Source organism: Ponticoccus sp. (in: a-proteobacteria), assembly GCF_048381735.1.
This window is the reverse complement of sequence record NZ_JBLXGL010000005.1, coordinates 59,605-81,343: the sequence shown is the minus strand read 5'-3', so window position 1 is coordinate 81,343 and position 21,739 is coordinate 59,605. Positions and strand designations below refer to the sequence as shown.

Here is a 21,739-nt window from a genome sequence, read left to right as displayed (position 1 = left end):
GCGCGCCCGCGCGATCTCCGACTTTCCCCTGTGTCGGCTTAACTATTTTTCAACCGGTGATACCATAGCTTAACCATCGTAGACCGGGACCAGCGTGACGCGGGCGCCATCAAGGACCACCTTGCCCTGCTCGCGAAAGTTCACGGTGATCCGGCCGCCGATGTTGGATTGCACCTGCCCCAGGCCCCAATCCGGTTGCCCGGGGTGCCGGACAAGCATGCCCGGTTCGAGTAAAGAATTGATGTCGTTCATAAAACTAACCTTTCAAGGCAAAGCAAACCATGTCCCTCAGCACCGCCCATCTTGCGACCCTCGTGGGGTCCCGCCTGTGTCACGACCTTATCAGCCCCATCGGCGCAATCCAGAACGGGCTGGAGCTTCTGGCGCTTTCCGGCGGCGATGCCTCGGGGCCGGAGATGGAGCTGATCCACGAGAGCTGCGGCAATGCCACCGCCCGCATCCGCTTCTTCCGAGTCGCCTTCGGCAGTGCCGGATTGACCCAGATGATGGGGCGGCGCGAGGTCCTGTCGATCTTCGAATCGCTGCTGAAGGACAGCCGGACCAGCGTCGACTGGCAGATCCAGGCCGATCTGCCCCGGGCCGAGGTGCAACTGGCCTTCCTTGCGTTCCTGTGCTGTGAAAGCGCCCTTCCGCAGGGCGGCAGGGTGCGCTTCGACCGCGATGCCGCCGGTTGGTCGATCGGGGCCGAGGGACCGCGCCTGAAGGTCGAGCAGCCTTTGTGGGACCACCTGAACGGCGCCGCGCCGCTGGAAAACCCCACCCCCGACCGGGTGCATTTCGTGCTGCTGGCCGTCCTTGCGGAGGACCGCGACCAGAAGCTTCTGGCACGGCTTCGCGACGAGACCCTGTCGATCAAGATCGCCTGACGCGCCGGACCAGGCGGGGCCCGGCACGCCTTGCGGTGTCAGCCGCGCACCGTGCCGTCGCCGGTCACGAGATACTTGAAGCTGGTCAGCTGTTCCGCACCCACCGGGCCGCGCGCATGCATCTTGCCGGTGGCGATGCCGATCTCGGCGCCCATGCCGAACTCGCCGCCATCGGCGAACTGGGTCGAGGCGTTGCGCATCAGGATCGCCGAATCGAGGCGCTGGAAGAAGCGGTCGGCGGCGGCGTCATCCTCTGTCACGATGCAGTCGGTGTGGTTCGACCCATAGCGACGAATGTGCGCGATCGCCCCGTCGATGTCCTCGACGACCTTCGCCGCGATGATCATGTCAAGATACTCGCAGCCCCAGTCGTCGGCGGTCGCCTCCTGCGTGCCCTCGATGGCGCGCAGGGTTTCGTCGGCGCGCACTTCGACCCCGGCCTCGAGCAGCGCGCGGATCACGCCCTGCCCGATGGTATCCACCACGTCGCGGTGGATCAGCAGGCATTCGGCGGCGCCGCAGATGCCGGTGCGCCGGGTCTTGGCGTTGCGGACCACCGCCAGCGCCTTGACCGGGTCGGCCTCCTTGTCGAGGTAGATGTGCACGATGCCTTCGAGGTGGGCAAAGACCGGCACCCGCGCCTCGCGCTGGACCAGCCCGACGAGGCCCTTGCCGCCACGCGGCACGATGACGTCGATAAAATCGGTCATGGTCAGCATCTCGGAGACGGCGGCCCGGTCGCGCGTCGGCACCAACTGGATCGCGTCCTCGGGCAGGCCCGCCGCCTTCAGCCCTTCCACAAGGCAGGCGTGGATGGCGCCGGAGGAATGGAAGCTTTCCGAGCCGCCGCGCAGGATCACCGCATTGCCCGCCTTCAGGCACAGGGCGCCCGCATCCGCCGTCACGTTGGGGCGCGATTCGTAGATCACGCCGACAACGCCCAGCGGGGTGCGCACGCGCTGGATGTGCAGGCCCGAGGGCCGGTCCCATTCAGAGGTCACGGCGCCGACCGGATCGTCCTGCGCCGCCACCGTCCGAAGGCTGTCGCAGATGCCCTTGATGCGGTCCTCGGTCAGGACCAGCCGGTCCATCATGGCCTCGGTCAGGCCCTTTTCGCGGCCGAAGTCGAGATCCTTGGCATTGGCCGCGACGATCTCGGCCCGGCGCGCCCAAACCGCATCGGCGGCGGCCTCCAGCGCCTTTTGCTTGGCCTCGGATGGGGCAAAGGCGAGATCCCCAGCAGCCGCACGCGCACGCGCGCCGATGTCATGCATCAGGGCGGGAATGTCGGTGAGATCCTTCATCGGTCTGGCCTTTTTTGGAGAGCGTTCAGTGAGGTATTTTTACCAAGAAGAAGCAGAGGGCGCAAAGCGCTTCGGTCAGAGCGCCATGTCGTCGCGGTGGACCAGCACAGCCCGGCCCGGATAGCCGAGGATGGTCTCGATCTCGGCGCTTTGGTGGCCGGCGATGGCGCGGGCTTCGGCGGCGGTATAGCGTGTCAGCCCCTGCCCCAGACCGGTGCCGTCCTGCGCACGGATCGTCACCGGATCGCCACGGCCAAAGCCGCCTTCGACCTGGGTCAGACCCGCCGGCAGCAGCGATTTTCCCGAGGCCAGCGCGCGGCTGGCGCCCGCGTCGATGACCAGCGTGCCCTGCGGTTTCATCGCGGCGATCCAGCGCTTGCGGGCTGCATGCGGGTCCAGCTGCGGGGTGAAAAGCGTGGTGCGCTCGCCCTCCATGATCCGCCGCAGCGGGTGCGGCGCGGCGCCGTGGGCGATCAGCATGGCGCAACCCGAGGCGGTGGCGGTCTTGGCCGCCATGACCTTGGTCTTCATGCCGCCCTTGGACAGGCCGGACCCGGCGTCGCCCGCCATGGCCTCGATCTCGGGTGTGATCTGGTCGACCACGGCGAGGTGCTGCGCGGCGGGATCGCTGGCGGGATTGCCGGTGTAAAGCCCGTCGACATCCGAGAGCAGCACCAACAGGTCCGAGCCTGCGGTGACGGCGATCTGCGCCGCGAGCCGGTCGTTGTCGCCGTAGCGGATTTCATCGGTGGCCACCGTGTCGTTTTCGTTCACGATGGGCACGATGCCATGGGACAGAAGGGTCGCCAGAGTCGCGCGCGCATTCAGGTAGCGGCGCCGGTCGGCGGTGTCTTCGAGCGTCAGAAGCAGCTGCGCGGCGGTCAGCCCGTGCGGCGCCAGCGCGTCCTCCCAGGCCCGGGCGAGGCGGATCTGCCCCACCGCCGCCGCCGCCTGGCTTTGTTCCAGCGGCAGGTCGGGTTCGCTCAGGCCCAGCACCTGCCGCCCCAGCGCGATGGAGCCGGAGGACACGAGGATCACCTCGGCGCCGCGCGCCTTCAGCGCCGCCACGTCCTCGGCGATGGCGGCCAGCCAGCCCGCGCGCAGCCCGCGCGTTTCACGGTCCACCAGGAGGGCGGAGCCGATCTTGACCGTGACGCAGCGCGCGTCGGTCAGGGTTGCCACGAGCCGTCCTCCTCCGCGTCGGGGTCGGCGGGGCGATCGGCGGCGCGGCGGGCCTGAACATGGGGCGCAAGGGCGCGCAGCACCTCTGTCACACCCTCGTTGGTGGCGCCCGACATCAGCATGACGTCCCTGGCGCCCGCCGCTTCGAGTTCTTCCTTGAGGAAGGCGCGTTCCTCGTCGTCCAGCGCGTCGATCTTGTTCAGCACCGTCACGCGCGGCTTGTCCGACAGGCCCGCGCCATAGGCGTCAAGCTCGTCGCAGATGGTCTGCCAGTCCTCGATCAGCGTGCCCGAGGTGCCGTCGATCAGGTGCAGCAGCACGGCGGAGCGTTCGACATGGCCGAGGAAGATGTCGCCCAGGCCGCGGCCTTCGTGCGCGCCCTCGATCAGGCCGGGGATGTCGGCCACGACGAATTCGCGTCCGTCCGCCGAGACGACGCCGAGGTTCGGGTGCAGCGTGGTAAAGGGATAATCGGCAATCTTGGGCCGCGCGTTCGATGTCGCGGCGAGGAAGGTGGACTTGCCCGCGTTGGGCAGCCCCACCAATCCGACGTCGGCGATCAGTTTCAGCCGCAGCCAGAGCGTGCGCTCGACGCCCTCTTGCCCCGGGTTGGCGCGGCGCGGCCCCTGGTTGGTGGAGGTCTTGAAGCGCAGGTTGCCCCAGCCGCCGTTGCCGCCCTTGGCCAGAAGCACACGGTCGCCCAGCGTGGCGAGATCGGCCACCACGGTTTCCTCGTCCTCTTCGAGGATCTCGGTGCCCACGGGCACGCGCAGCACGATGTCGTCACCATCCTTGCCGGTGCGGTTGCGGCCCATGCCGCCCTGCCCGTTCTGCGCGAACCAGTGCTGCTGGTAGCGGAAGTCGATGAGCGTGTTCAGCCCGTCCACCGCCTCGACCCAGACAGAGCCGCCGGTGCCGCCGTCGCCGCCATCCGGGCCGCCGAATTCGATAAACTTCTCGCGCCGGAAAGAGATGCAGCCGTTGCCGCCCGAACCGGAGCGGATGTAGACCTTGCAGAGATCGAGGAATTTCATGGGTGGTGGCTTTCGTCAGGGCTGGCCCGCGCTTAACGGGTTTTGGTCAGGGGAACAAGCGAGGCCGCATCACGGCAGCGGCGCATCGGCGGGCAGATGGACCCGTTCGACCGGCACCGGACCGCCCCGGAAATGCGCATGGCGGCGCAGCGTTTCGGTCGGGCCGAGGAAGCCCAGCTTGGCCAGCACCCGCGCGGAGCCGGCGTTTCCGGTGATCCAGCCGGAGTGGATCGTGGCCCGGTGGCGTGCGCGGTGATCGGTCAGCATGGCCCGCGCCGCCTCTGTCATCAGGCCGCGGCCCCAGGCATCGACGCGCAGCCAGTAGCCCAGTTCCCAGCCCTCGGACCGGTCATCGGCAAAGCTGTTCGCCGCCTCGATGGTGATCACGCCGCAGGATGTCCCGCCCGCGTCGATGACGCGCGTGCCGGGGCCGCTGCCGAAGCGCGCGATGAAATCCCGTGCATGCGCCAGCCTGTAGGGGTGCGGCGGCGAGGTGAGCCATTGCTGCACCTCGGGCCGTGCGATTTCTGTCGCGATCCAGTCCGCGTCTCCGGCCCGAACAGGCCGGAGGACCAGCCGCTCTGTCCGGAGCATGGGCGTATCCTCAGAGTTTGCGCAGGTAGGTCCAGGTTGGCACCTTGGCGGCGCGCGAGACGGAATAGGCTTCGGCATCGCCGATGTATTCGAAGCCGCAGTTCACCAGCACCCGGGCCGAGGCCGGGTTGTCCTGAAAGACACTGGCGAACATCGTGGCGTTCTTCATCGGGTTCGCCTCGACCAGCGCGCGCACCGCCTCGGAGGCGAGACCGGTGTTCCAGAACGGCGGTGCGACCCAGTAGCCGACTTCGGACTGGTTGCCCTCCATCCGTTCCAGCGCGATCACGCCCATCAGTTCGGCCCCGCCGGACTTCGTCGCATCCATGGCCCAGATATCCTCGACCCGTTCCGGCGCGATGGCGCGGGTGACATAGGCCTCGGTCGCGCCGGGCGGCAGCGGATGCGGGATAGAGGTGGTCATGGTCGCCACGCGTTTGTCGCCGGAATAATGCTCCAGCAGGCCCATGTCGGACCGACGCAGCGGGCGCAGGTCGAAACGATCCGTTTCAACCGTCGGCTGATCCATGACGTTATGAAGGCCCATCTGCACTCTCCTCTCGTGCAACCGCCTGTAATTCGGGCCTTTGCAGGCCCTGCGGATACAAGTCGTTTCTGTTCAGAATGTGACCGATCCGTGCCGAACAAACGGCACAGGGGACCGGCCATCAGACCGATCCCCCGAATATCCTGCGACGTCGTCGGTCGGTTTACTCCGCGGCCTCGGCCACCGGCAGCACCGAAATGAAGGTGCGGCCCTTGAGGCCCTTGCGGAAGTTCACGGCGCCTTCGGCGGTTGCGAAGATCGTGTGATCCTTGCCCATGCCAACGCCTTCGCCCGGCCAGAACTTCGTGCCGCGCTGGCGCACGATGATGTTGCCCGGAATCGCAGCCTGGCCACCGTACAGTTTCACGCCAAGACGGCGTCCGGCGGAGTCGCGACCGTTGCGGGAGGAACCGCCTGCCTTTTTATGTGCCATGTGTCTCTCTCCTTGCTATCGCGGCTTACGCCAGCGTCTTTGCCTGTTCGACCCACTCGGCCTTCACCTTGGCGCCCTCGAAGGTCTCGGGGTCGACTGCGGCGAGGGCGGCGAAGGTGGTGACGCCGGCTTCGTTCAGCTTCTTGGCGGCGGCGGGGCCGACACCGGTGATCTGCGTCAGGTCGTCGCCCTCGGCTGCGGGGGCGGCTGCCTTGGCGGCCTTTGCCTTCGCCGGGGCGGCGTCAGCAGCGGCCTTCGGCGCGGAACCCGCACCAACGGCGGCCTTCACGCCGGTCTTGTCGCCGCCTTCGGACAGGATCTCGGTGATCCGCAGAAGGGTCAGCTGCTGGCGGTGGCCCTTGGTGCGCTGCGAGCTGTGCTTGCGGCGGCGCTTCACGAAGTGGATGAGCTTGTCACCCTTGACCTGATCCACGACCTCGGCCTGAACGGCAGCACCGGCCACGAGCGGCGCACCGACGACGGGGCTGTCGCCACCGATCATCAGGATATCGTTGAACTGGACGGTTTCACCGGCATCGGCTGCCAGCTTTTCCACCCGGAGCGTATCGCCGGCTGCAACCTTGTACTGCTTGCCACCGGTTTTCATCACCGCGAACATGCGCGTCTTCCTTTTCTCTCCCGCGTTCTGCGGCCCCCGGGGTTCCGGGCGTTTCGGGCCGGGCTACCGGCCGCCTCGAACAGCGTGCCCCATCGGGGCATCGATTGACCAAAAACAAAAGGCGGGGCCGAAGCCCCGTCTTGTGTGCCTTTCTCTATCCCCGGCGCGCTTGCGTTGTCAAGCCCTTCGCCCCGCCGGTCCGCCTAGAGATCCTGCCCCTGCATCTGCTGCGCCGCCACCAGGCCAAGCGCATAGGACAGATCGTCGTACATGGCATTGAAGGCGGCAAACAGGGCCTGGTTCAGCGCCCTGCCCTCGTCCGAGGCCGAGACCTCGATATAGGTGTCCAGCGTCTCGTCGTCGAGCGGATCATAGGCCATCAGCAGGAACGCGTGCAGCCATTCCTCGGTGTCGAAGCGGGTCTCTTCCTCCTGCGCCCAGACGTCGCTGATGATGTCGCCCTCGGACAGTTGCATCGCGCCGCCGTCGACGAGGCCGCTGTAGAACTGGAACGAGGCATTGAGCGCCCCCGCCACGTTCGCCTCCAGCAGGTCGTTGACCGCGATGAACCGCCCCAGCTGGTCAAGCCGCGGATCCTCGTCGACCTGCGCGGCACGGAAGCCGTCGCGCGCGGCCTGCTCGACGTCGTCGTCGATCAGGGCCCGGCGCGCTTCCAGCTCCAGCCCGACGATGCGCTGCCCGGTCTCGCCCTCGAAGAAGCTCAGCAGCGGGTCGAGATCGGTGCCCGCGATGGCCTCGGCAAAATCCTCGCGGACGGCGGCTTCCATCCGGGTGGTGTCGTAGACATCGTCCAGCATCCCGGTCCAGCGCGCCGAGGCGCTGTCGGCGAACATGTCCCGCCCCAGCTCGTCGCCGTATGCCATGCCCTCTTCGCGCATGATTCCGATCATCTCGGGCAGCCGCAGGGCCTCGAACAGGTCGTCGACCGGTTCGGCCCCGGCGGGCAGCGCCCAGAGCGCGGACAGTCCGAAGGACGTCAGTGCCCCCATCGCGGAAGGCCCGCCCTGAGTCCTGCCATTGTTCCGAAGCCTTGCCGACATATCCGTCATGCTCCTGCCTGTGCCTGCTGATATGCCGATGACCTAGAGCAGGCGGTGTCCGGCAACAAGCGCCCCTGTCGGTTTTGCGCAAGAGCACGCCCATCCCGGGCCGGTCGGCCCCGCTCCGGCAGGGGGCGCCCGGGGCTTCCGCAAACTTTCTTTGCGAATGCTGTTGCAAGCGGAATCCGAATTGGCTAAACGCCCCGCTACCAAGACCCCCGCGGAGAGGTGCCGGAGTGGTCGAACGGGGCGGTCTCGAAAACCGTTGTCCCTTCACGGGGACCCAGGGTTCGAATCCCTGTCTCTCCGCCACTTCCCCCAAGGCCTTGATGCCAAGGGGGAAAAGCAAGCGATCCCCATAAATCCGCCCTGTCCATCACGGACCACAAGGGTACGGCTGGAACATGCCCGCTTTCAGCCAAACCAGTAAGCCGGGAACCGTCCGGTTTCTCTGCATGGCCGCCCCCATGGACCTGGTCGGGAAGGTCACGCCTTGGGTCGCCAGATTTTTCGACAATGAAATCGAGAACGGGCTTGGATGTTCAGCCCCGGCCTCTCTGTCCAGCCCGGCCTTGGAATAGGTCCCGCGCCCTGTGCCCTGTGGCGGTCGCAAAGCGCGCGCCCCCCGCAGCCGGTGACGCTGCGATCCCTGATATCGGCACCCGCCGGTTGATACTGGCGGACCTGCTTTCCCTCCGGCGCAAAGCCCCCCTGCCGCCGGCAGCCATCCCCGGCGGCGCGCCCGCGCGATGCCCGCGTGTGCAGCCGGTTTCGATTTCTCTGGCCCACAGGTGCCGCCCTCCGACCAAGTCCCTTGCCGCCCCCGACCGACCGCCTGCAGGGGACATCACCCCGTCTTCGCAGACACAGCGGTGGCTCTCGCGGCGCGTCTTGCCACGGCCTGCGCATTGCCGATCGGCCTGCCAAGGGGATCCGTCAGGCGGATCGGCCAGACGGATATGTCCGGTGCGCGCTTCTGGCCGCGCCGGGGGTCGCGGCGCGACCGGGACCGTCCGGCGCCCCTTACAGGTAGCGGATCACGATCACCGCGCCCGGGAAGGACGCGCCGTCGGACTGACGCAGCGGCGAAACCAGAACCGCCGTCCGGCGGCCCTCGACCTCGCCCTCCGCCTCTTGCGGTTCGCCGCTTTCCGCAACCCGGGCGACGAGATCGGGCAGGTCGACAAACCCCAGCCGCGGGCTGATCACGGACAGAGGGCGGTCGGTATCATGGGCGACCATGCCGAAGTCGCGCGACATCAGGCGGCTGAACCGCTGGATGCGGCCTTCGGGGTCCACCTGGATCACCCCCATCCTCATCAGGTCCATCACGAATTCTGTGCTGTCGTTCAGTTCGGACAACTGCTGGATCTTGCGCTCGTGCTCGGAGCTGACAGAGACGAGCTCTTCGTTGACCGCGTGCAGCTCTTCGTTCGAGGCCTGCAGTTCCTCGTTCGAGGCCTGCAACTCTTCGTTCGAGGCCTGCAACTCCTCGTTCGAGGCCTGCAATTCCTCGCCGCTGGCCTCCAGCCGCTCGGTCACCTGCTTCAGGGTCTGTTCGCTCAGGCGCAGGTCGCGCTCCAGCTCGCGGACCCGCCCCGTCACAAGGGACATGTCGTCGCTGCTGACCGGGCTGGCCCCGGCGGGGGGCGGCAGGACCTCTTCGCCGCCCTCCATCGTGACCGCCACTAGCATGATCTTGACCCGGGCGCTTTGCTCCAGCGCCTCGATCCGCACCGTGCATTGCTGCTGGCGGCCCGCCACAAGCGTCACCGTCACGCTGCGGGTAAAGACCTCCAGTGCGCCCTGCCGCAGCTTTTCCATGCCGACCTTGATCGGGAAATGAAGATCCGGGTGAACGATGTCCTCGACGGTCCAGTCCGCAAGGTTGTTCATCGTGTCGACGAAGGCGGCGGCGGCGCCGAACCAGCCCAGCACCGTGCCTTCCCCTGTCACCAGAATCGAAGAGGGCGCGTAGCGGCGCAGCAGCAGGTTGTAGCTTTTGATCAGGACGTCGCGGTTCCGGATATCCGCGATATCGGCGATCATCGTGCGATCCTGCGCCACCGAACGGCTGCGGTTGACGATCGGCTCTGTCCGGGACTGCGGCAGGCTTTGCTGGTGCATCGCGGCGGGGTCGACGAAACGCCTGTCGGTGGTCTTGCGATACAACCGCCAGCGCGCGTCGACAGTGGCGAATTCCTCGGTAAAGCGCCCGACGCTTTCCGAGCCGCCCAGCATCAGGTGCCCGTCATGGCGCAGGCCGAACAGGAACATCGACAGCACCTGCGCCTGCGGCTCTTCGCGCAGGTAGATGAACAGGTTGCGGCAGGAAATCAGGTCGAGGTTCATAAAGGGCGGATCGCGCAGCACATCATGGGTCGAGAAGATCATCTTCTGCCGCAGCACCGGATCAACGACGAAGAGGTTGCCCTGCCTTTCGAAGTATCGCGACAGGTGCCCGGACGGCATATTGGCCAGCGCGGAGGGGGTGTAGATGCCCAGCGAGGCGCGCTCCAGCGAACCGCGATGCACATCCGTGGCGATGATGCGGAACTTGCGGTTCGACTTGGCCTTCTCAAGCGCCTCGGTCAGTTCGATGGCGATGGTATAGGCCTCTTCACCGCTGGCGCAGGCGGGCACCCAGATGCGGATCGGCGTGCCGTCGTGTTCGGCCCCGGCCAGCGGGTCCAGCAGCTTCTGCCGCAGCGCCACAACCGCCTCTGGGTCGCGGTAGAACTGGGTCACGCCGATCAGCAGGTCCTGATACAGCTGGTCGAGGGCGGTCTTGTCGCTGGCAAGAAAGGCCGCGTAGTCCTCCAGCCGCTCAAAGCCGCGCAGCTGCTGGCGGCGCTGGATGCGGCGCTGCACATTGGCGTGGCGATAGGCGGTGAAGTCGATTTTGCGGTTTTCCTCGAGCAGGCGCATGATCCGCGCCAGCGCCCCCTCCTCGGCCTCGGCGCCGCTGCGGGCGCCGCTGGCCTCGCGCAGAAGCTCGGCGATGGCCCGTGGCATGTCACCGGCGGACAGGACGCGCGTGGCCGCGCCTTCGCCGATCGCCGCAAGCGGCATGGAATCGAAACGCGCCTCTGTCGGGGTCTGGGCGAGGACGGGAATGCCCCCGGCCTTCAGGATCCGCGCGCCCTTGGCCCCGTCGCGGCCCGAACCGGAGAGCACGACGCCAAGGCTGAAGCCACCGCTTCGCCCGGCCAGCGACTGAAACACCGCGTCGACGGGCAGATGCGGACGCGTGGCCTCGTCGGAATAGGCGGTTTCGCGGAAGCGGTCGTCGACGATCTCGACATAGGCGTTCGGACGGTTGAGGTAGATCGTGTCCGGCTCGATCGCCAGCCCGTCCTCGACCGGCCGGATCGCAAGGCGCGAGCGCCGGGCCAGAAGCTCATCCATGCGCGACCGGTACTCGGGCGACAGATGCTGGACCACGACAAAGGCCCAGCCCGCGGACAGCGGCGCGGCCTCGAAGAAGGCCTCGAGCGGTTCAAGCCCGCCGGCCGACGCACCGATGACAACGAGCGGTATTCCCTGCGCGGCGGGTTCCTGTTGTGCCATGCACCCCCTACAGCCCGTATCTTTTCCCTTTGCACACTGATATCACACATTTGCGTGAATTCTTCAATCCGGAGGCGAAGCATGGCGCGTATCCTGATCGCGGACGACGATGCCGACTATCGTGCCGCCTTCATCACCGCGATGCAGGCACTGGGCCATGCGGTCACCGGGGTGGCCTCCGGTCAGGAGGTGCTTCCGGCGCTGGCCCGCTGCCCGGCGGACATCGTCTTTCTCGACGTCCTGATGGAGGGCGGCGGCGCGCTGTCCACGCTGCACAGCCTGCACGCGCACGACCCCGCGCTGCCCGTCGTCATCGTGACCGGCCACATGGAGCTTGTGCTTTCGCCGCTGTTCACCGAAGGGTTGCGGCTGGCCTCGGCCCGGTTCCACAAGACAGAGCCGCTGTCGTCCTTCGACCGGACCGTGCGCCGCCTGACCGCATGACCGGACGCCACGCCGCCCCGGCGCCTGCCGAAACCGACCGCCCCCCGGCCCCGACCCGGCTGCGCCGCGCGCGGCTGATGCGCGTGTCGCGCATCGCCGCGGGGATGGCCCTGGCCATCGCCCTTGTCACGCTGCTGCTGGGATGGGGGATCCGCATCGACCGGGTGTTGCGTCAGGCGCCCGATCTGCCGGTCATGGTGCCTTCGACCGCCGGCGCGGTCGTGCTGCTGGCGCTGTCCCTCGTCCTGCCCGCCGACCACCCCCGCGCCGGGCTGGTGCGGCGGCTCTGCGCGGCTGCCGTCCTTGCGATCTGCGGCTGGGCGGTGGCCAGCGGCGCTGTCACCGCCGCCGGGGACCGCATGTCACCGGCCACGGCCCTGCTGCTGACGCTGGCGGCGCTGGTCTCGCTGATGCCGCCGGGCCGCCCGGGATGGGTTGGCCTGTCGACGGCGGGCCTGGTGCTGGCCCTCTTCGCTCTGGAAAGCTGGCTGCTGGATCTCACGGCAACGCAAAGCGTCGGCGTGCTGACCGGCCTCTCGCTGCCCACCGCCATCAGCCTCGCGCTGATCTTCGCCGCCACGCTGCTGCGCGCGCCGGACCGGGGCTGGGTCGCGCTGGCCACCGCAGAGGGCACCGGCAGCCGGACCGCGCGCACGGTGCTGCCGCTTGCAATCCTTCTGCCCGTCCTCGGCGCCTGGCTGACAATCATGGCCACGCGCCAGGGGCTGTTTCCCACCACGCTCGGCCTGACCGCGGGCGCGGCCCTGCTGGGGCTGGTCTCTGCCGCGCTGGTCCTGAGGCTGGCGCGGGCGCAGAACCGCGAAGAGCGCGCCGCGCTCGAACAGGGCCGCCGCGTCGCACAGCTGCTGGACGCCATCCCCATGGCGGTCGTCGTCTTCGACGCCAAGGCCGAGATCACCGCCTCGAACCAGGCTGCCCGCGACCTTGCCGGAGCGGGACGCTCGGTCGCCGCCTGGCTGCGCGAGGCCCGCTTTCTCGACCCCGAGACCCGCAAGCCGCTGGCCGCCGCGCAACGTCCGGTGGAGGCGCTTGTTGTGGCGCGGCGCGAGACCGGCAGGCTGGTGGGGCTGTTCGATGACACCGCGCGCATGCGGGTCCTGCGGTTTCACTGCGAGACCCTGCGCCCCACGGGCCCCGATGCCGGATCGCTGGTGCTGACCGTCACCGACCAGACCGACAGCGTCACCCTGCAGGACCGCCTGTCCGGCGTGCAGCGCCGCGAGGCGCTTGGCCAACTGGCCGGCGGCGTCGCGCACGAGCTGTCCAACGTGCTGGGCGTGGTGCGGCTGGCCAGCGACACCGGCCTGATGCAGACCGAGGCGGCGCCGATGCGGCAGGCGCTGGAAACCGCCCGCGACGCCTGCGCGCGCGGCAGCGACCTGACCCGGCGCATGATGGCCTTCGGCAGCGATCCCTCACATGAGGCACCGCCGGACGATGCGCTTGCCCTGATCGGCGGCGCGCTTCGGCTGATCCGCCCCTCGCTGCCTGCCGAGTACCGGCTGGACGCCAGCCTTCCGGAAGAGAGCATCGGCGCGATCCGGCGCGGGATCGACCTGCAGACCGCCCTGCTGAACCTCGTGCTGAACGCCCGCAGCGCGCTGTCACATGCCGCGCGCGCCGAAGGGCGCATCGCGGTTCTTGTCCGGCGCGAGGGCGACACGCTGGTCCTGACGGTGCGCGACGATGGCCCCGGCATGTCCGCCGAGGCGCTCGAACAGGCGCAGGATCCCGTCTTCGGCAGCCGCCAGATGCAGGACGGCAGCGGCCTTGGCCTGTCGCTGACCGCCGCCTTCGCCCGCGAGATGGGCGGCAGCCTGCGGCTGTCCTCGCGCCTTGGCCATGGCACGGAGGCGGTGCTGCGCCTGCCGATGGGTCCGGCAGCCCCCACCCCGGAAGACAGCGACACCACACCCGCCCCGGCGGACGGGCTGTCCGGCCGCCGCGCGCTGGTGGTTGAGGACGATCCCCAGTTCCGCGCCATGCTGGTCGAGGCCCTGCGGCTCATGGGGCTGGAGGTGACGCCGGTCGGGCAGCCCGACGCGGCGCTCGACGCCCTCGACCGGGGGCCGCGCTTCGACCTTCTGATCACCGATATCCGGCTGGGCGGCCCGGTCGACGGCCACCGCCTTGCCGCGCTTGCCCTTGACCGCCAGCCCGGCCTGCCGGTGCTGTACCTGTCGGGCTATGCCGAAACGCAGGTCCCGCCGGAACGGATCGTGCCCGGGGTGATGCTGCGCAAGCCTTCCTCGATCGACGCCCTGCGCCGCGCGGTCTCCGTCACCCTTCGCGCCTGACAAGGGTCGGCGCCCCCGCCGCCGCGAAGGCGCCAAGGTCCAGCGGGCGGATCAGCGCATCCAGCCGGTCGGCGGGGGCCGGTGCGGACAGCAGGTAGCCCTGCACAAGGCGGCAGCCCATGGCCTGAAGCCGCTGCAGCTGGGCCTCTGTTTCCACCCCCTCGGCGACCACCGTCAGCCCGGACCGGCCCGCAAGGGTCAGCAGCGCCTCGACGATGGCGGCGTCGGTCTCGCTCTCGCTCATCCGGTTCACGAAACTGCGGTCGATCTTGATGCAGTCGATGGGCCAGCCGCTGAGGTGGCGCAGCCCGCCGTAGCCGGTGCCGAAGTCGTCCAGCGCCACCCGCGCACCGCGGCGGCGCAGTTCCTCGAGCGACCGGAAGATCTGCCCGTTCGGCGCGCCCATCATGATGGTTTCCGTCACCTCTATGACGATGCTGTCCCAGTCGATGCCGGGGTTGTCGGACAGCAGCGCCTGAAGGTCGAAGACGAACTCCGGGTTGATCAGGTCGAAGCTGGTGACATTGATCGACAGGGTCGGTCGCGCGGGGTTGCGCTGCCGCAGGTCCGACAGGTCCGACAGCGCGCGGGCGGTCAGCACATGGGTCAGAAGCTCGGCATTCTCGTGATCGAGGAAGATGCCCGGGAATTGCTCGGGCGTCATCAGCCCGAAGTCGGCATCGCCCCAGCGCGCCAGCATTTCGACGCCATGGCAGGCACCCGTCCGAAGATCGTAGATCGGCTGGTAATAAGGCCGGATCAGCCCGTCATGCGCGGCCTGCCGGAACCGCCGTCCGATGGCCCGGGGGTTGAAGGCCTGATGCCGCGCCGGATCAAAGACCGTCTGGGCCCCGCGCCCGTCGCTTTTCGAGATATAGAGCGCGCTGTCCGCCAGTTCGTACAGCGTGGTGCCGTCGCGGGCGTGGTCGGGAAAGATCGCGGCCCCCATGCTGACCTTGCCAAGGTCCGGCTTGCCCAGGGTTGCCGTGGCGCGCAGGATCGCGGTGCGGCAGCGCTTCATCACCGCCTCGAGGTAGCCGGCGCCGCGTTTCGGGATATCGAGGAGGATCGCGAATTCGTCGCCGCCGATCCGCCCGATTTCGGCGCTTTCGGGCAGCGCGAAGCCAAGCGCCAGCGACAGGGTGCGCAGGTAGGAATCACCGAACTGGTGCCCGTAGAGGTCATTCACGGATTTGAAATGGTCGACGTCGAGGATGATCAGCGCAAGGGGGTCCTGCGCCGCGCCGATCCGCGCCTGATAGCCCGCCTCGAAGGCGGTCTTGTTCTGCAGCCCGGTCAGGGGATCGGTGCGGTTCAGGCGTTCCAGCCGGTTGATCTGCTGCCGGGCGGCGATCAGGTCCAGCTCCAGCTCGACCTTGCTGATGACCCCGCCGAGATGCAGCCCCACCAGCCGCGCCGCGCGGGCCATCTTTTCCAACAACGGGCCGGTGTCGGCGGGTCGGACCGCCGCCGGGGCGCGCAGCGCGACGACGCCCATGATCTCGCCGCCGTCGGTGTCGAAGGGGCACAGAAGCGCCGTATCCCCGCCCAGCGGCGCGGTACAGGCCATGGTGCCATCCGGTCCCGGAGCCATTCCCGGCGGCTGGGTGCCGGCAATCGCCGCCAGCAGGTGCCTGCAGGCCAGCCGGTGCAGCGCCGCCCGGCCGGGGCCCTGGCCCGGCGCGTCATCGACCCCCACATCCGATCCGTCAGCCGCCCCGTCTTCCGACCGGGCCCCTGGCACGTCGTCCCGCGCGACCTCCAGCCATGTCACGATCACCACGTCCTCGGCCGGGACAAGGGCGCGCATCATGGAGCCCGCCGTGCTCACCCCCTGCCGCACGAGATGCAGCAGGGCCGCCGCGCGGTCGTCGCGCCCGGGAAGGGCGGACCCGCTCAAAGCGCTGTCCCCCCGTGATCGGGAGCCCCCCGGACCCGACGGGAATACTGTTTCAAAATCCATGCCCATAATGCGGCTTTTGTGACCTCCGGCCGCTGGGGCAATGCCCCCGTTGGTTGTCAGCGATCCGTATCTTTCCACCATATGGCAAGATCAGTCGTTAACAATCCGTTAAAATCCAAGGGGGTCAGGCGGCCCCTGCCCCGGTCAGGCCTTGCGATAGTCCGACAGCGCACACCCGGTGTCGCGGCACTGCAGCAATGCGGGGCTGGGTGTCCAGACCACCGGATCCTCGGCGGCCAGTGCTTCAAGCCGCTGCACCACATGGGCGACGCCCAGCCTGTCGGCGTGCCACATCAGCCCGCCGCGCCAGCGTGGAAAGCCGTAGCCGAAAACCGTCACGAGGTCGATGTCGCGCGCCGATTGCGCAATGCCCTCGTGCAGGATGTCGGCGCCCTCGTTGATCATCGCCAGCACCAGGCGCTCGGCGATCTCGGCCTCGGTCATCTCGGTGCGGGTGATGCCCGCCAGATGCGCCTCTTCCAGCGCCAGATCGGCGACGATCGGGTCTTCGACCTTGCCGCCGCCGCCCGGGTAGCGATACCAGCCCGCGCCGGTCTTGCGGCCCAGCTTGCCCAGTTCGACCATGCGGTCGGCGATGGGAATGTAGCGCCGCGCCGGATCGCGGGTGACGTCCTGACGGCGGCGGTTGGCATGGGCGATGTCGAGGCCGGAAAGGTCCTGCGCCTCGTAGGGGCCCATGGCATAGCCGAAAGCCACCATGGCCTCGTCCACCTCCCACGGGGTTGCCGCATCCATGAAGACCGTGTCCGCCGCCTCGCGGTAGCGGGCGAGGATGCGGTTGCCGATGAAGCCGTCGCAGACGCCCGCCAGCACCGGCACCTTGCGCAGCCGCTTGGCCAGCGCAAAGCCGGTGGCAAGCGCCGCGTCGGAGGTCTGTGCCCCGCGCACGATCTCCAGCAGCTTCATGATATGGGCGGGGGCGAAGAAATGCAGGCCCACGAGGCGCGCGGGATCGTCGAGCACGGCGGCCATCTCGTCGATGTCGAGGTAAGAGGTATTGGTGGCAAGCACCGCCTCGGCGGGCAGCGCAGCCTGCAACGCCGACAGCACCTGTTTCTTGACCTCCATCGCCTCGAAGGCGGCCTCTATGGCCAGCGTGGCCTTTGCGGCGGCGGCATAGTCGCTGGTCAGGGTCAGCCGGTCGCGGCGCGCCTCGGCGCCCGCTTCGTCGATCAGCCCGCGCTTCAGGCTGGCCGAAACGATCTTGTCGATATTGGCGCCGGCCCGCGCGACGCCCTCGGCGTCGGTTTCCAGCAGCACGACCGAGAGGCCGGCGTTCAGGAGCGCATAGGCGATGCCCGCGCCCATGGTACCGCCACCGACCACGGCGACGGTATCGAGCGGAAGGGGCACTGCCGCAAGGTCCGAGGGCGCCTTGGCGGCACGCTCGGCAAAGAAGATGTGCCGCAGGGCGCGGGCCTGATCGCCCTGCCGCAACGCGAGGAAGGCGGCGCGTTCGGACTGCATGGCCTCGTGGAAGGGCCTGGTCAGCCCCTCTTCGATCACATCGACGGCGCGCAGCGGGGCAATCTGGCCGGGGCTTCTGGCGGCCAGCCGCTCGCGGGCCGCTGCCAGCGCGGCGGGGTCATGGGGCGGCGGGGGCAATTCCCAGACCGGCACGCGGCAGCCCATGTCCTCGGTGTTGATCATGAAGGCCGCGTCCAGCGGGTCTTCGTCCACGTCATCCACCAGACCGGCGGCCTGCGCCGCGGCGGCAGAGACGGGCTTGCCGAGGGTGATCATCTCGAGCGCCTTTTCCAGCCCGACGATGCGTGGCAGGCGCTGCGTGCCGCCCGCGCCGGGGATCACGCCCAGCGTCACCTCGGGCAGGCCGATCTGCGCCTGGGGCGCGGCCACGCGCATCCGGCAGGCCATGGCGATCTCGGCACCGCCGCCAAGCGCGACCCCGTTGATCGCCGCGACCCAGGGCACCGGGCTGCGTTCGATGGCATCCAGCACCTCGGGCAGATGCGGCTCGGCGGGCGGGCCGTCGAATTCGCGCGCGTCGGCCCCGGCGGCAAAGGCGTGGCCCGCGCCGGTGACGATCACCCGGTCGAGCCGCTCGGCCTCGGCCCATCCGACGGCTTCGAGCAGGTCCGCGCGTTCGGCCCGACCGATGGCGTTGACGGGCGGATTGTCGAGGGTGACATATCCGGTGTTGCCTTCGCGGCGGCGCGTGACGGGCATGGTCGCCTCCCTTTCCTGCTGGTTCTGTGATGGATACCCGGCCCGCGCGCAGCCTGCCGGATCAGCCCGCCGCGGTCGGCAGGTACGGCGCGATCAGGTCGCGGATCGCTTGCGGCGGCTTCTGCTTGGCGAACTTGTCGGCGGTGATGAAGACGCTGGTCGTATGGGTGGAAAAGCAGAGCTTGCCGTCCTGCTCGCCATCGACCCGGAACGAGATCGAGGTCTCGCCCAGCCGCGAGGGCCAGACGTGGCAGATCAGCCTGTGGCGCGGCGTGACCGGCGCGCGGAAGTCCATCTCCAGCCGCACGAAGGGCGTGCCGAGATTGCGGTCGATCTCCATCTGGAACCAGCCGTCGCCGAGGTGTTCTTCCCACCATGCATTGATGGCGTCGAGCGCAAACCACGGTAGCCGCGCGGTATAGGCGATACGCGCCGGGTCGCAGTCGCCCCATGTGACGCGGATCTCATGGGCATGGGCGTTGGCGGGGCGGTCTGTCATGGCGGCGTCATTCGTTTGCTGGGGCGTCGCGGGGGCTCTGCCCCCGGCCCTTGCGGGCCTCCCCCCGAGGGTATTTGGAGGACCAGAGAAGCAGGGGATGTGCCCGGGGGCAAGGGGGGCCTAGTAGGTTTCGACGTGGTATCGGCCTTCCTCGCGCATGCGGTCGCGCAGGGTGTGCCAGGGCTCGCCGATGCTTTCGGCGATATTGGTCATGGCCTTTTCGACGCCTTCCTCCATGCCGCGCAGCCCGCAGACATAGATATGCGTGGCGGGATCCTTCAGGAGTTCGGCGACCTTGTCCTCTTCGCGGGCGATGGCCTGTTGCACGTATTCGCGCGCGCCCTCGCGCGAGTAGACGAGGTGCTGGTCGAGCAGGTCCTTGGGCACCTTCTTGAGCGGGCCGAAGTAGGGCAGCGATTTCTGCGTGCGGGCGCCGCAGAACATCACCATGCCGCCGGTCTTGCCGCCGGTGGTGCGCTGGCGCCGCATGGTGAAGGCGCGCATGGGCGCGGCGCCGGTGCCGGTGCAGATCATCAGCAGCCGCGCCTCGGGGTTGTCGGGCATCAGGAAGGTCGCGCCGAAGGGGCCGGTGATCTGCACCGTGTCGCCCTGTTTCAGGTCGCAGAGGTGGTTCGAGCAGAGGCCCTGCGCCTCGCGCTTCACCGTCAGCGAGACATTGTTGTAGTTCGGGCGCTCGCCGTCGCGCGGGCTGGAGATGGAATAGAGCCGCGGCAGATGCGGCTGGCCCTTGCCGTCGGCGCCCGGGGGGATGATGCCGATGCTCTGGCCTTCGAGCGCGGGAAAGGGCTGGCCACCGAGGTCGAGGATGATGTGACGGACGTCGTGATCCGGGTCGTCGGTGAGGCGGTAGTTGCCCTGCACCCTGGCGGTGGCGGGCTTGCCCGGCGTGTACATGTTGACCGAGGGCTTGGCCGCGCTGGCCGGTGCCTTTGCCTTGCCGCCCGCGCCCCTGTGCGCCTCTGCCAGCAGGGCTACCATGGCCTCGTCCAATGCCTCGAGGCCGGTGTCTGCCTCGGACTGGCCGATGTCCTCCTGCTCGGGCAGTTCGGTCCACTCGAACTGCTCCGCGAGGCTGTAGGGTTCGGACACCACGCGCCATTCGTCGATGGAGCCGGTCGGGCAGACCGGGATGCAATCCATGCAGAAGTTGCACTTTGACGCATCCACCACGACGTTGTCGTCATTGTGGGTGATCGCCTCGATCGGGCAGGTCATCTCGCAGGTGTAGCAGCGGATGCAGATTTCCGGGTCGATCAGGTGCTGCTTCAGGGGCTTGTTCATGAGCCGCCCCGGTTCAGCACCACCTCCGGCACACTCAGCGCCTCGATCAGCGCGGCGCAGATGCCCCGGCAGCCGGGACAGCCCAGACAGGGGCCGCTGCTCAGCAACTCGCGGGATAGTTCCTTGGCGCGCGGCGCGTGGCCGCAAAACCGTTCGGTCTGCATCGCGTTTCCTCCCTTTGGTGTGGCGGGCGCGCGGGCGCCCTGCCCTGTCGGTTCGGTCTTCGGGGTCATGCGCCCCGGCCTGAAGGCCCTGACCGAAGGCGCAGGCCCCCGATTTCAGACCCCCAGTTCAAGCCATGTGCAGCTTGACGTATTCGAAATCGCCCGGCTTGTTGTCGATCCCGACCTTGGGCGGCGCGATCCAGGACGCGTATTTGCCGGGCTCGTAGCAGGGCTTCATCAGCGAGGCGATGTAGTCGCCGTCACCCTTGGTGGGCAGCCAGTCCTTGACCTGCGCATCCCAGTCGGTCTGGCCGACCATATTGCCCTCGGGGTCGAAATTCTTGCCCGCGAAGACGCCGATCTGGCGGTGGAAGCTCTCGTGCGGCAGCTTCAGTTCAAAGTCGATGCCGGCCTTCTGGATCGCCTTGTTCCAGCGTCCCACGCCGCCCGCCGCATCGCGGATGTAGTCGTCGCGCAGGCGCATGTTGATCGCGGTCAGCGCGGGCACCTCCTTCTGCACGGCCTTGCCGTTCTCGAAATCCCAGACCACGTAGGTGTCGCCCTTCAGCTGGTGGTCGTCGTCGATCCGGTGCTCCATGTACCGGCCCTTGATCCCGGCGGCGAAGGCATTGGCCGCATTGGTCGAGACCTCCTGCCCGAAGAGGTCGAGCGAGAGCGTGTAGTGCAGGTTCAGCTTCTTCTGGATCGTCGGCAGGTCGATCACGTCGTAGCTGCGCACCCGGTCGATGTCATAGGGGTCGGTGATGCCGTTTTCGGTCATGACCTCGCAGGTCTTCTGGATGACGCGGCCCACACCGGTCTCGCCCACGAACATGTGGTGCGCCTCTTCGGTCAGCATGAAGCGGCAGGTGCGCGACAGCGGGTCGAAGCCGGACTGCGCAAGCGATTCAAGCTGCATCTTGCCGTCGCGGTCGGTGAAATAGGTGAACATGAAGAAGGACAGCCAGTCCGGCGTCTCCTCGTTGAAGGCGCCCAGCATGCGCGGCGCCTCTTCGCTGCCCGAAGAACGCACCAGCAGCGCATCGGCCTCTTCGCGCCCGTCCTTGCCGAAGTATTTCTGCAGCAGGTAAACCATGGCCCAGAGGTGGCGGCCCTCTTCGACATTGACCTGAAAGAGGTTGCGCATGTCGTAGAGCGAGGGCGCCGTCAGGCCCAGGAAGCGCTGCTGTTCAACCGAACCCGGCTCTGTGTCGCCCTGGATCACGATCAGGCGCTTGAGCATGTTGCGATACTCACCCGGCACCTCCTGCCAGGCGGGCTGGCCAGCGTGTTCGCCCATGGGGATCCTGCGATCCTCGACCTGCGGCGCCAGCAGCACGCCCCAGCGGTACTCGGGCATCTTGACGTAGTCGAACTTGGCCCAGCCCTTGGGGTCGACCGAAACGGCGGTGCGCAGGTAGACCATCGACTCCTGAAAGTTCTGCGGGATCAGCCGGTTCCACCAGTCGAGGTAGCCGGGGTGCCATTTTTCAAGCGCCTTCAGCACCTTGCGGTCCTCGCTGAGGCCGACGTTATTGGGGATCTGGGTGTCGTAGCTGACGTTGATCAGGTCGAGCATTGGGGTCCTCCGGGGTCTCAGAGCTTTCGCC

Annotated in this window: 19 protein-coding genes and 1 tRNA gene; 4 read left to right on the top strand and 16 right to left on the bottom strand. The window is 68.1% G+C overall.

What is annotated here, in order from left to right:
- Window positions 1-69: 69 nt before the first annotated feature.
- Entirely contained in the window at window positions 70-252 is a 183-nt protein-coding gene (locus ACN5KJ_RS11275; protein ID WP_023850929.1) for a DUF3553 domain-containing protein, read from the bottom strand.
- 29 nt (window positions 253-281) lie between these two features.
- On the opposite strand from ACN5KJ_RS11275, the gene ACN5KJ_RS11270 reads away from it, so the two are divergent.
- Entirely contained in the window at window positions 282-887 is a 606-nt protein-coding gene (locus tag ACN5KJ_RS11270; protein ID WP_418594026.1) for a histidine phosphotransferase family protein, read from the top strand.
- A gap of 38 nt (window positions 888-925) precedes the next feature.
- On the opposite strand, the gene ACN5KJ_RS11265 is transcribed toward ACN5KJ_RS11270, so the two are convergent.
- The 8 genes from ACN5KJ_RS11265 to ACN5KJ_RS11230 all read right to left on the bottom strand — a co-directional run bounded on the left by ACN5KJ_RS11265 (window position 926) and on the right by ACN5KJ_RS11230 (window position 7,610).
- The gene (locus ACN5KJ_RS11265; protein WP_418594024.1) at window positions 926-2,191 is read right to left on the bottom strand and encodes a glutamate-5-semialdehyde dehydrogenase; all 1,266 of its coding nucleotides are present in this window, start codon (window positions 2,189-2,191) and stop codon (window positions 926-928) included.
- Window positions 2,192-2,266: 75 nt separating this feature from the next.
- Window positions 2,267-3,373 (bottom strand): glutamate 5-kinase, encoded by a 1,107-nt coding sequence (proB, locus tag ACN5KJ_RS11260; RefSeq protein ID WP_418594023.1) that lies wholly within the window; start codon window positions 3,371-3,373, stop codon window positions 2,267-2,269.
- Complete coding sequence (gene obgE / locus ACN5KJ_RS11255; protein ID WP_418594021.1) at window positions 3,361-4,407, bottom strand: GTPase ObgE; 1,047 nt, start codon at window positions 4,405-4,407, stop codon at window positions 3,361-3,363. Before obgE ends, proB begins: the two co-directional genes overlap by 13 nt.
- A 69-nt stretch (window positions 4,408-4,476) precedes the next feature.
- Window positions 4,477-5,001, bottom strand: a complete 525-nt coding sequence (locus tag ACN5KJ_RS11250) for a GNAT family N-acetyltransferase (RefSeq protein WP_418594019.1) — start codon at window positions 4,999-5,001, stop codon at window positions 4,477-4,479.
- Window positions 5,002-5,011: 10 nt separating this feature from the next.
- Window positions 5,012-5,548, bottom strand: coding sequence for a GNAT family N-acetyltransferase (locus ACN5KJ_RS11245; RefSeq protein ID WP_347167852.1), 537 nt, complete (start codon window positions 5,546-5,548; stop codon window positions 5,012-5,014).
- Between the two features lie 163 nt (window positions 5,549-5,711).
- On the bottom strand, window positions 5,712-5,981 hold the full coding sequence (rpmA, locus tag ACN5KJ_RS11240) for a 50S ribosomal protein L27 (RefSeq protein WP_023850923.1): 270 nt from the start codon (window positions 5,979-5,981) through the stop codon (window positions 5,712-5,714).
- 25 nt (window positions 5,982-6,006) lie between these two features.
- On the bottom strand, window positions 6,007-6,600 hold the full coding sequence (locus ACN5KJ_RS11235; protein ID WP_347167853.1) for a 50S ribosomal protein L21: 594 nt from the start codon (window positions 6,598-6,600) through the stop codon (window positions 6,007-6,009).
- A gap of 203 nt (window positions 6,601-6,803) precedes the next feature.
- A complete protein-coding gene (locus ACN5KJ_RS11230; RefSeq protein WP_418594017.1) occupies window positions 6,804-7,610 on the bottom strand; it encodes a hypothetical protein in 807 nt (268 codons plus the stop codon).
- A 273-nt stretch (window positions 7,611-7,883) separates the two neighbouring features.
- On the opposite strand from ACN5KJ_RS11230, the gene ACN5KJ_RS11225 reads away from it, so the two are divergent.
- A tRNA-Ser gene (locus ACN5KJ_RS11225) sits at window positions 7,884-7,973 on the top strand.
- A 711-nt stretch (window positions 7,974-8,684) separates the two neighbouring features.
- Here the strand turns inward: ACN5KJ_RS11225 and ACN5KJ_RS11220 are convergent.
- Window positions 8,685-11,231, bottom strand: a complete 2,547-nt coding sequence (locus ACN5KJ_RS11220) for a CheR family methyltransferase (RefSeq protein ID WP_418594016.1) — start codon at window positions 11,229-11,231, stop codon at window positions 8,685-8,687.
- A gap of 81 nt (window positions 11,232-11,312) precedes the next feature.
- Here ACN5KJ_RS11220 and ACN5KJ_RS11215 point away from each other — a divergent pair, with 81 nt between their 5' ends.
- Window positions 11,313-11,675: a response regulator gene (locus tag ACN5KJ_RS11215; RefSeq protein WP_347167857.1), complete on the top strand. Its 363-nt coding sequence runs from the start codon at window positions 11,313-11,315 to the stop codon at window positions 11,673-11,675.
- On the top strand, window positions 11,672-13,993 hold the full coding sequence (locus tag ACN5KJ_RS11210) for an ATP-binding protein (protein WP_418594014.1): 2,322 nt from the start codon (window positions 11,672-11,674) through the stop codon (window positions 13,991-13,993). Before ACN5KJ_RS11215 ends, ACN5KJ_RS11210 begins: the two co-directional genes overlap by 4 nt.
- Here the strand turns inward: ACN5KJ_RS11210 and ACN5KJ_RS11205 are convergent.
- The 6 genes from ACN5KJ_RS11205 to boxB form a co-directional block, all read right to left on the bottom strand.
- The gene (locus ACN5KJ_RS11205) at window positions 13,977-15,893 is read right to left on the bottom strand and encodes a putative bifunctional diguanylate cyclase/phosphodiesterase (protein WP_418594012.1); all 1,917 of its coding nucleotides are present in this window, start codon (window positions 15,891-15,893) and stop codon (window positions 13,977-13,979) included. The genes ACN5KJ_RS11210 and ACN5KJ_RS11205 overlap by 17 nt on opposite strands.
- Window positions 15,894-16,100: 207 nt before the next feature.
- On the bottom strand, window positions 16,101-18,164 hold the full coding sequence (locus ACN5KJ_RS11200; protein ID WP_418594011.1) for an FAD-dependent oxidoreductase: 2,064 nt from the start codon (window positions 18,162-18,164) through the stop codon (window positions 16,101-16,103).
- 61 nt (window positions 18,165-18,225) lie between these two features.
- Window positions 18,226-18,663, bottom strand: coding sequence for an acyl-CoA thioesterase (locus tag ACN5KJ_RS11195; RefSeq protein ID WP_418594009.1), 438 nt, complete (start codon window positions 18,661-18,663; stop codon window positions 18,226-18,228).
- Window positions 18,664-18,783: 120 nt separating this feature from the next.
- Complete coding sequence (gene boxA, locus ACN5KJ_RS11190) at window positions 18,784-19,965, bottom strand: benzoyl-CoA 2,3-epoxidase subunit BoxA (protein WP_418594007.1); 1,182 nt, start codon at window positions 19,963-19,965, stop codon at window positions 18,784-18,786.
- On the bottom strand, window positions 19,962-20,129 hold the full coding sequence (locus ACN5KJ_RS11185; RefSeq protein ID WP_418594006.1) for a hypothetical protein: 168 nt from the start codon (window positions 20,127-20,129) through the stop codon (window positions 19,962-19,964). The genes boxA and ACN5KJ_RS11185 overlap by 4 nt, the downstream gene beginning before the upstream one ends.
- A 127-nt stretch (window positions 20,130-20,256) precedes the next feature.
- Window positions 20,257-21,708, bottom strand: coding sequence for a benzoyl-CoA 2,3-epoxidase subunit BoxB (gene boxB, locus ACN5KJ_RS11180; RefSeq protein ID WP_418594004.1), 1,452 nt, complete (start codon window positions 21,706-21,708; stop codon window positions 20,257-20,259).
- Window positions 21,709-21,739: the final 31 nt, after the last annotated feature.

Coding starts and splice junctions, on each gene's coding strand:
- ACN5KJ_RS11275 (WP_023850929.1), bottom strand. CDS start 252: ATGAACGACATCAATTCTTTACTCGAACCGGGCATGCTTGTCCGGCAC.
- ACN5KJ_RS11270 (WP_418594026.1), top strand. CDS start 282: ATGTCCCTCAGCACCGCCCATCTTGCGACCCTCGTGGGGTCCCGCCTG.
- ACN5KJ_RS11265 (WP_418594024.1), bottom strand. CDS start 2,191: ATGAAGGATCTCACCGACATTCCCGCCCTGATGCATGACATCGGCGCG.
- obgE (WP_418594021.1), bottom strand. CDS start 4,407: ATGAAATTCCTCGATCTCTGCAAGGTCTACATCCGCTCCGGTTCGGGC.
- ACN5KJ_RS11250 (WP_418594019.1), bottom strand. CDS start 5,001: ATGCTCCGGACAGAGCGGCTGGTCCTCCGGCCTGTTCGGGCCGGAGAC.
- ACN5KJ_RS11245 (WP_347167852.1), bottom strand. CDS start 5,548: ATGGGCCTTCATAACGTCATGGATCAGCCGACGGTTGAAACGGATCGT.
- rpmA (WP_023850923.1), bottom strand. CDS start 5,981: ATGGCACATAAAAAGGCAGGCGGTTCCTCCCGCAACGGTCGCGACTCC.
- ACN5KJ_RS11235 (WP_347167853.1), bottom strand. CDS start 6,600: ATGTTCGCGGTGATGAAAACCGGTGGCAAGCAGTACAAGGTTGCAGCC.
- ACN5KJ_RS11230 (WP_418594017.1), bottom strand. CDS start 7,610: ATGGGGGCACTGACGTCCTTCGGACTGTCCGCGCTCTGGGCGCTGCCC.
- ACN5KJ_RS11220 (WP_418594016.1), bottom strand. CDS start 11,231: ATGGCACAACAGGAACCCGCCGCGCAGGGAATACCGCTCGTTGTCATC.
- ACN5KJ_RS11215 (WP_347167857.1), top strand. CDS start 11,313: ATGGCGCGTATCCTGATCGCGGACGACGATGCCGACTATCGTGCCGCC.
- ACN5KJ_RS11210 (WP_418594014.1), top strand. CDS start 11,672: ATGACCGGACGCCACGCCGCCCCGGCGCCTGCCGAAACCGACCGCCCC.
- ACN5KJ_RS11200 (WP_418594011.1), bottom strand. CDS start 18,164: ATGCCCGTCACGCGCCGCCGCGAAGGCAACACCGGATATGTCACCCTC.
- ACN5KJ_RS11195 (WP_418594009.1), bottom strand. CDS start 18,663: ATGACAGACCGCCCCGCCAACGCCCATGCCCATGAGATCCGCGTCACA.
- boxA (WP_418594007.1), bottom strand. CDS start 19,965: ATGAACAAGCCCCTGAAGCAGCACCTGATCGACCCGGAAATCTGCATC.
- ACN5KJ_RS11185 (WP_418594006.1), bottom strand. CDS start 20,129: ATGCAGACCGAACGGTTTTGCGGCCACGCGCCGCGCGCCAAGGAACTA.
- boxB (WP_418594004.1), bottom strand. CDS start 21,708: ATGCTCGACCTGATCAACGTCAGCTACGACACCCAGATCCCCAATAAC.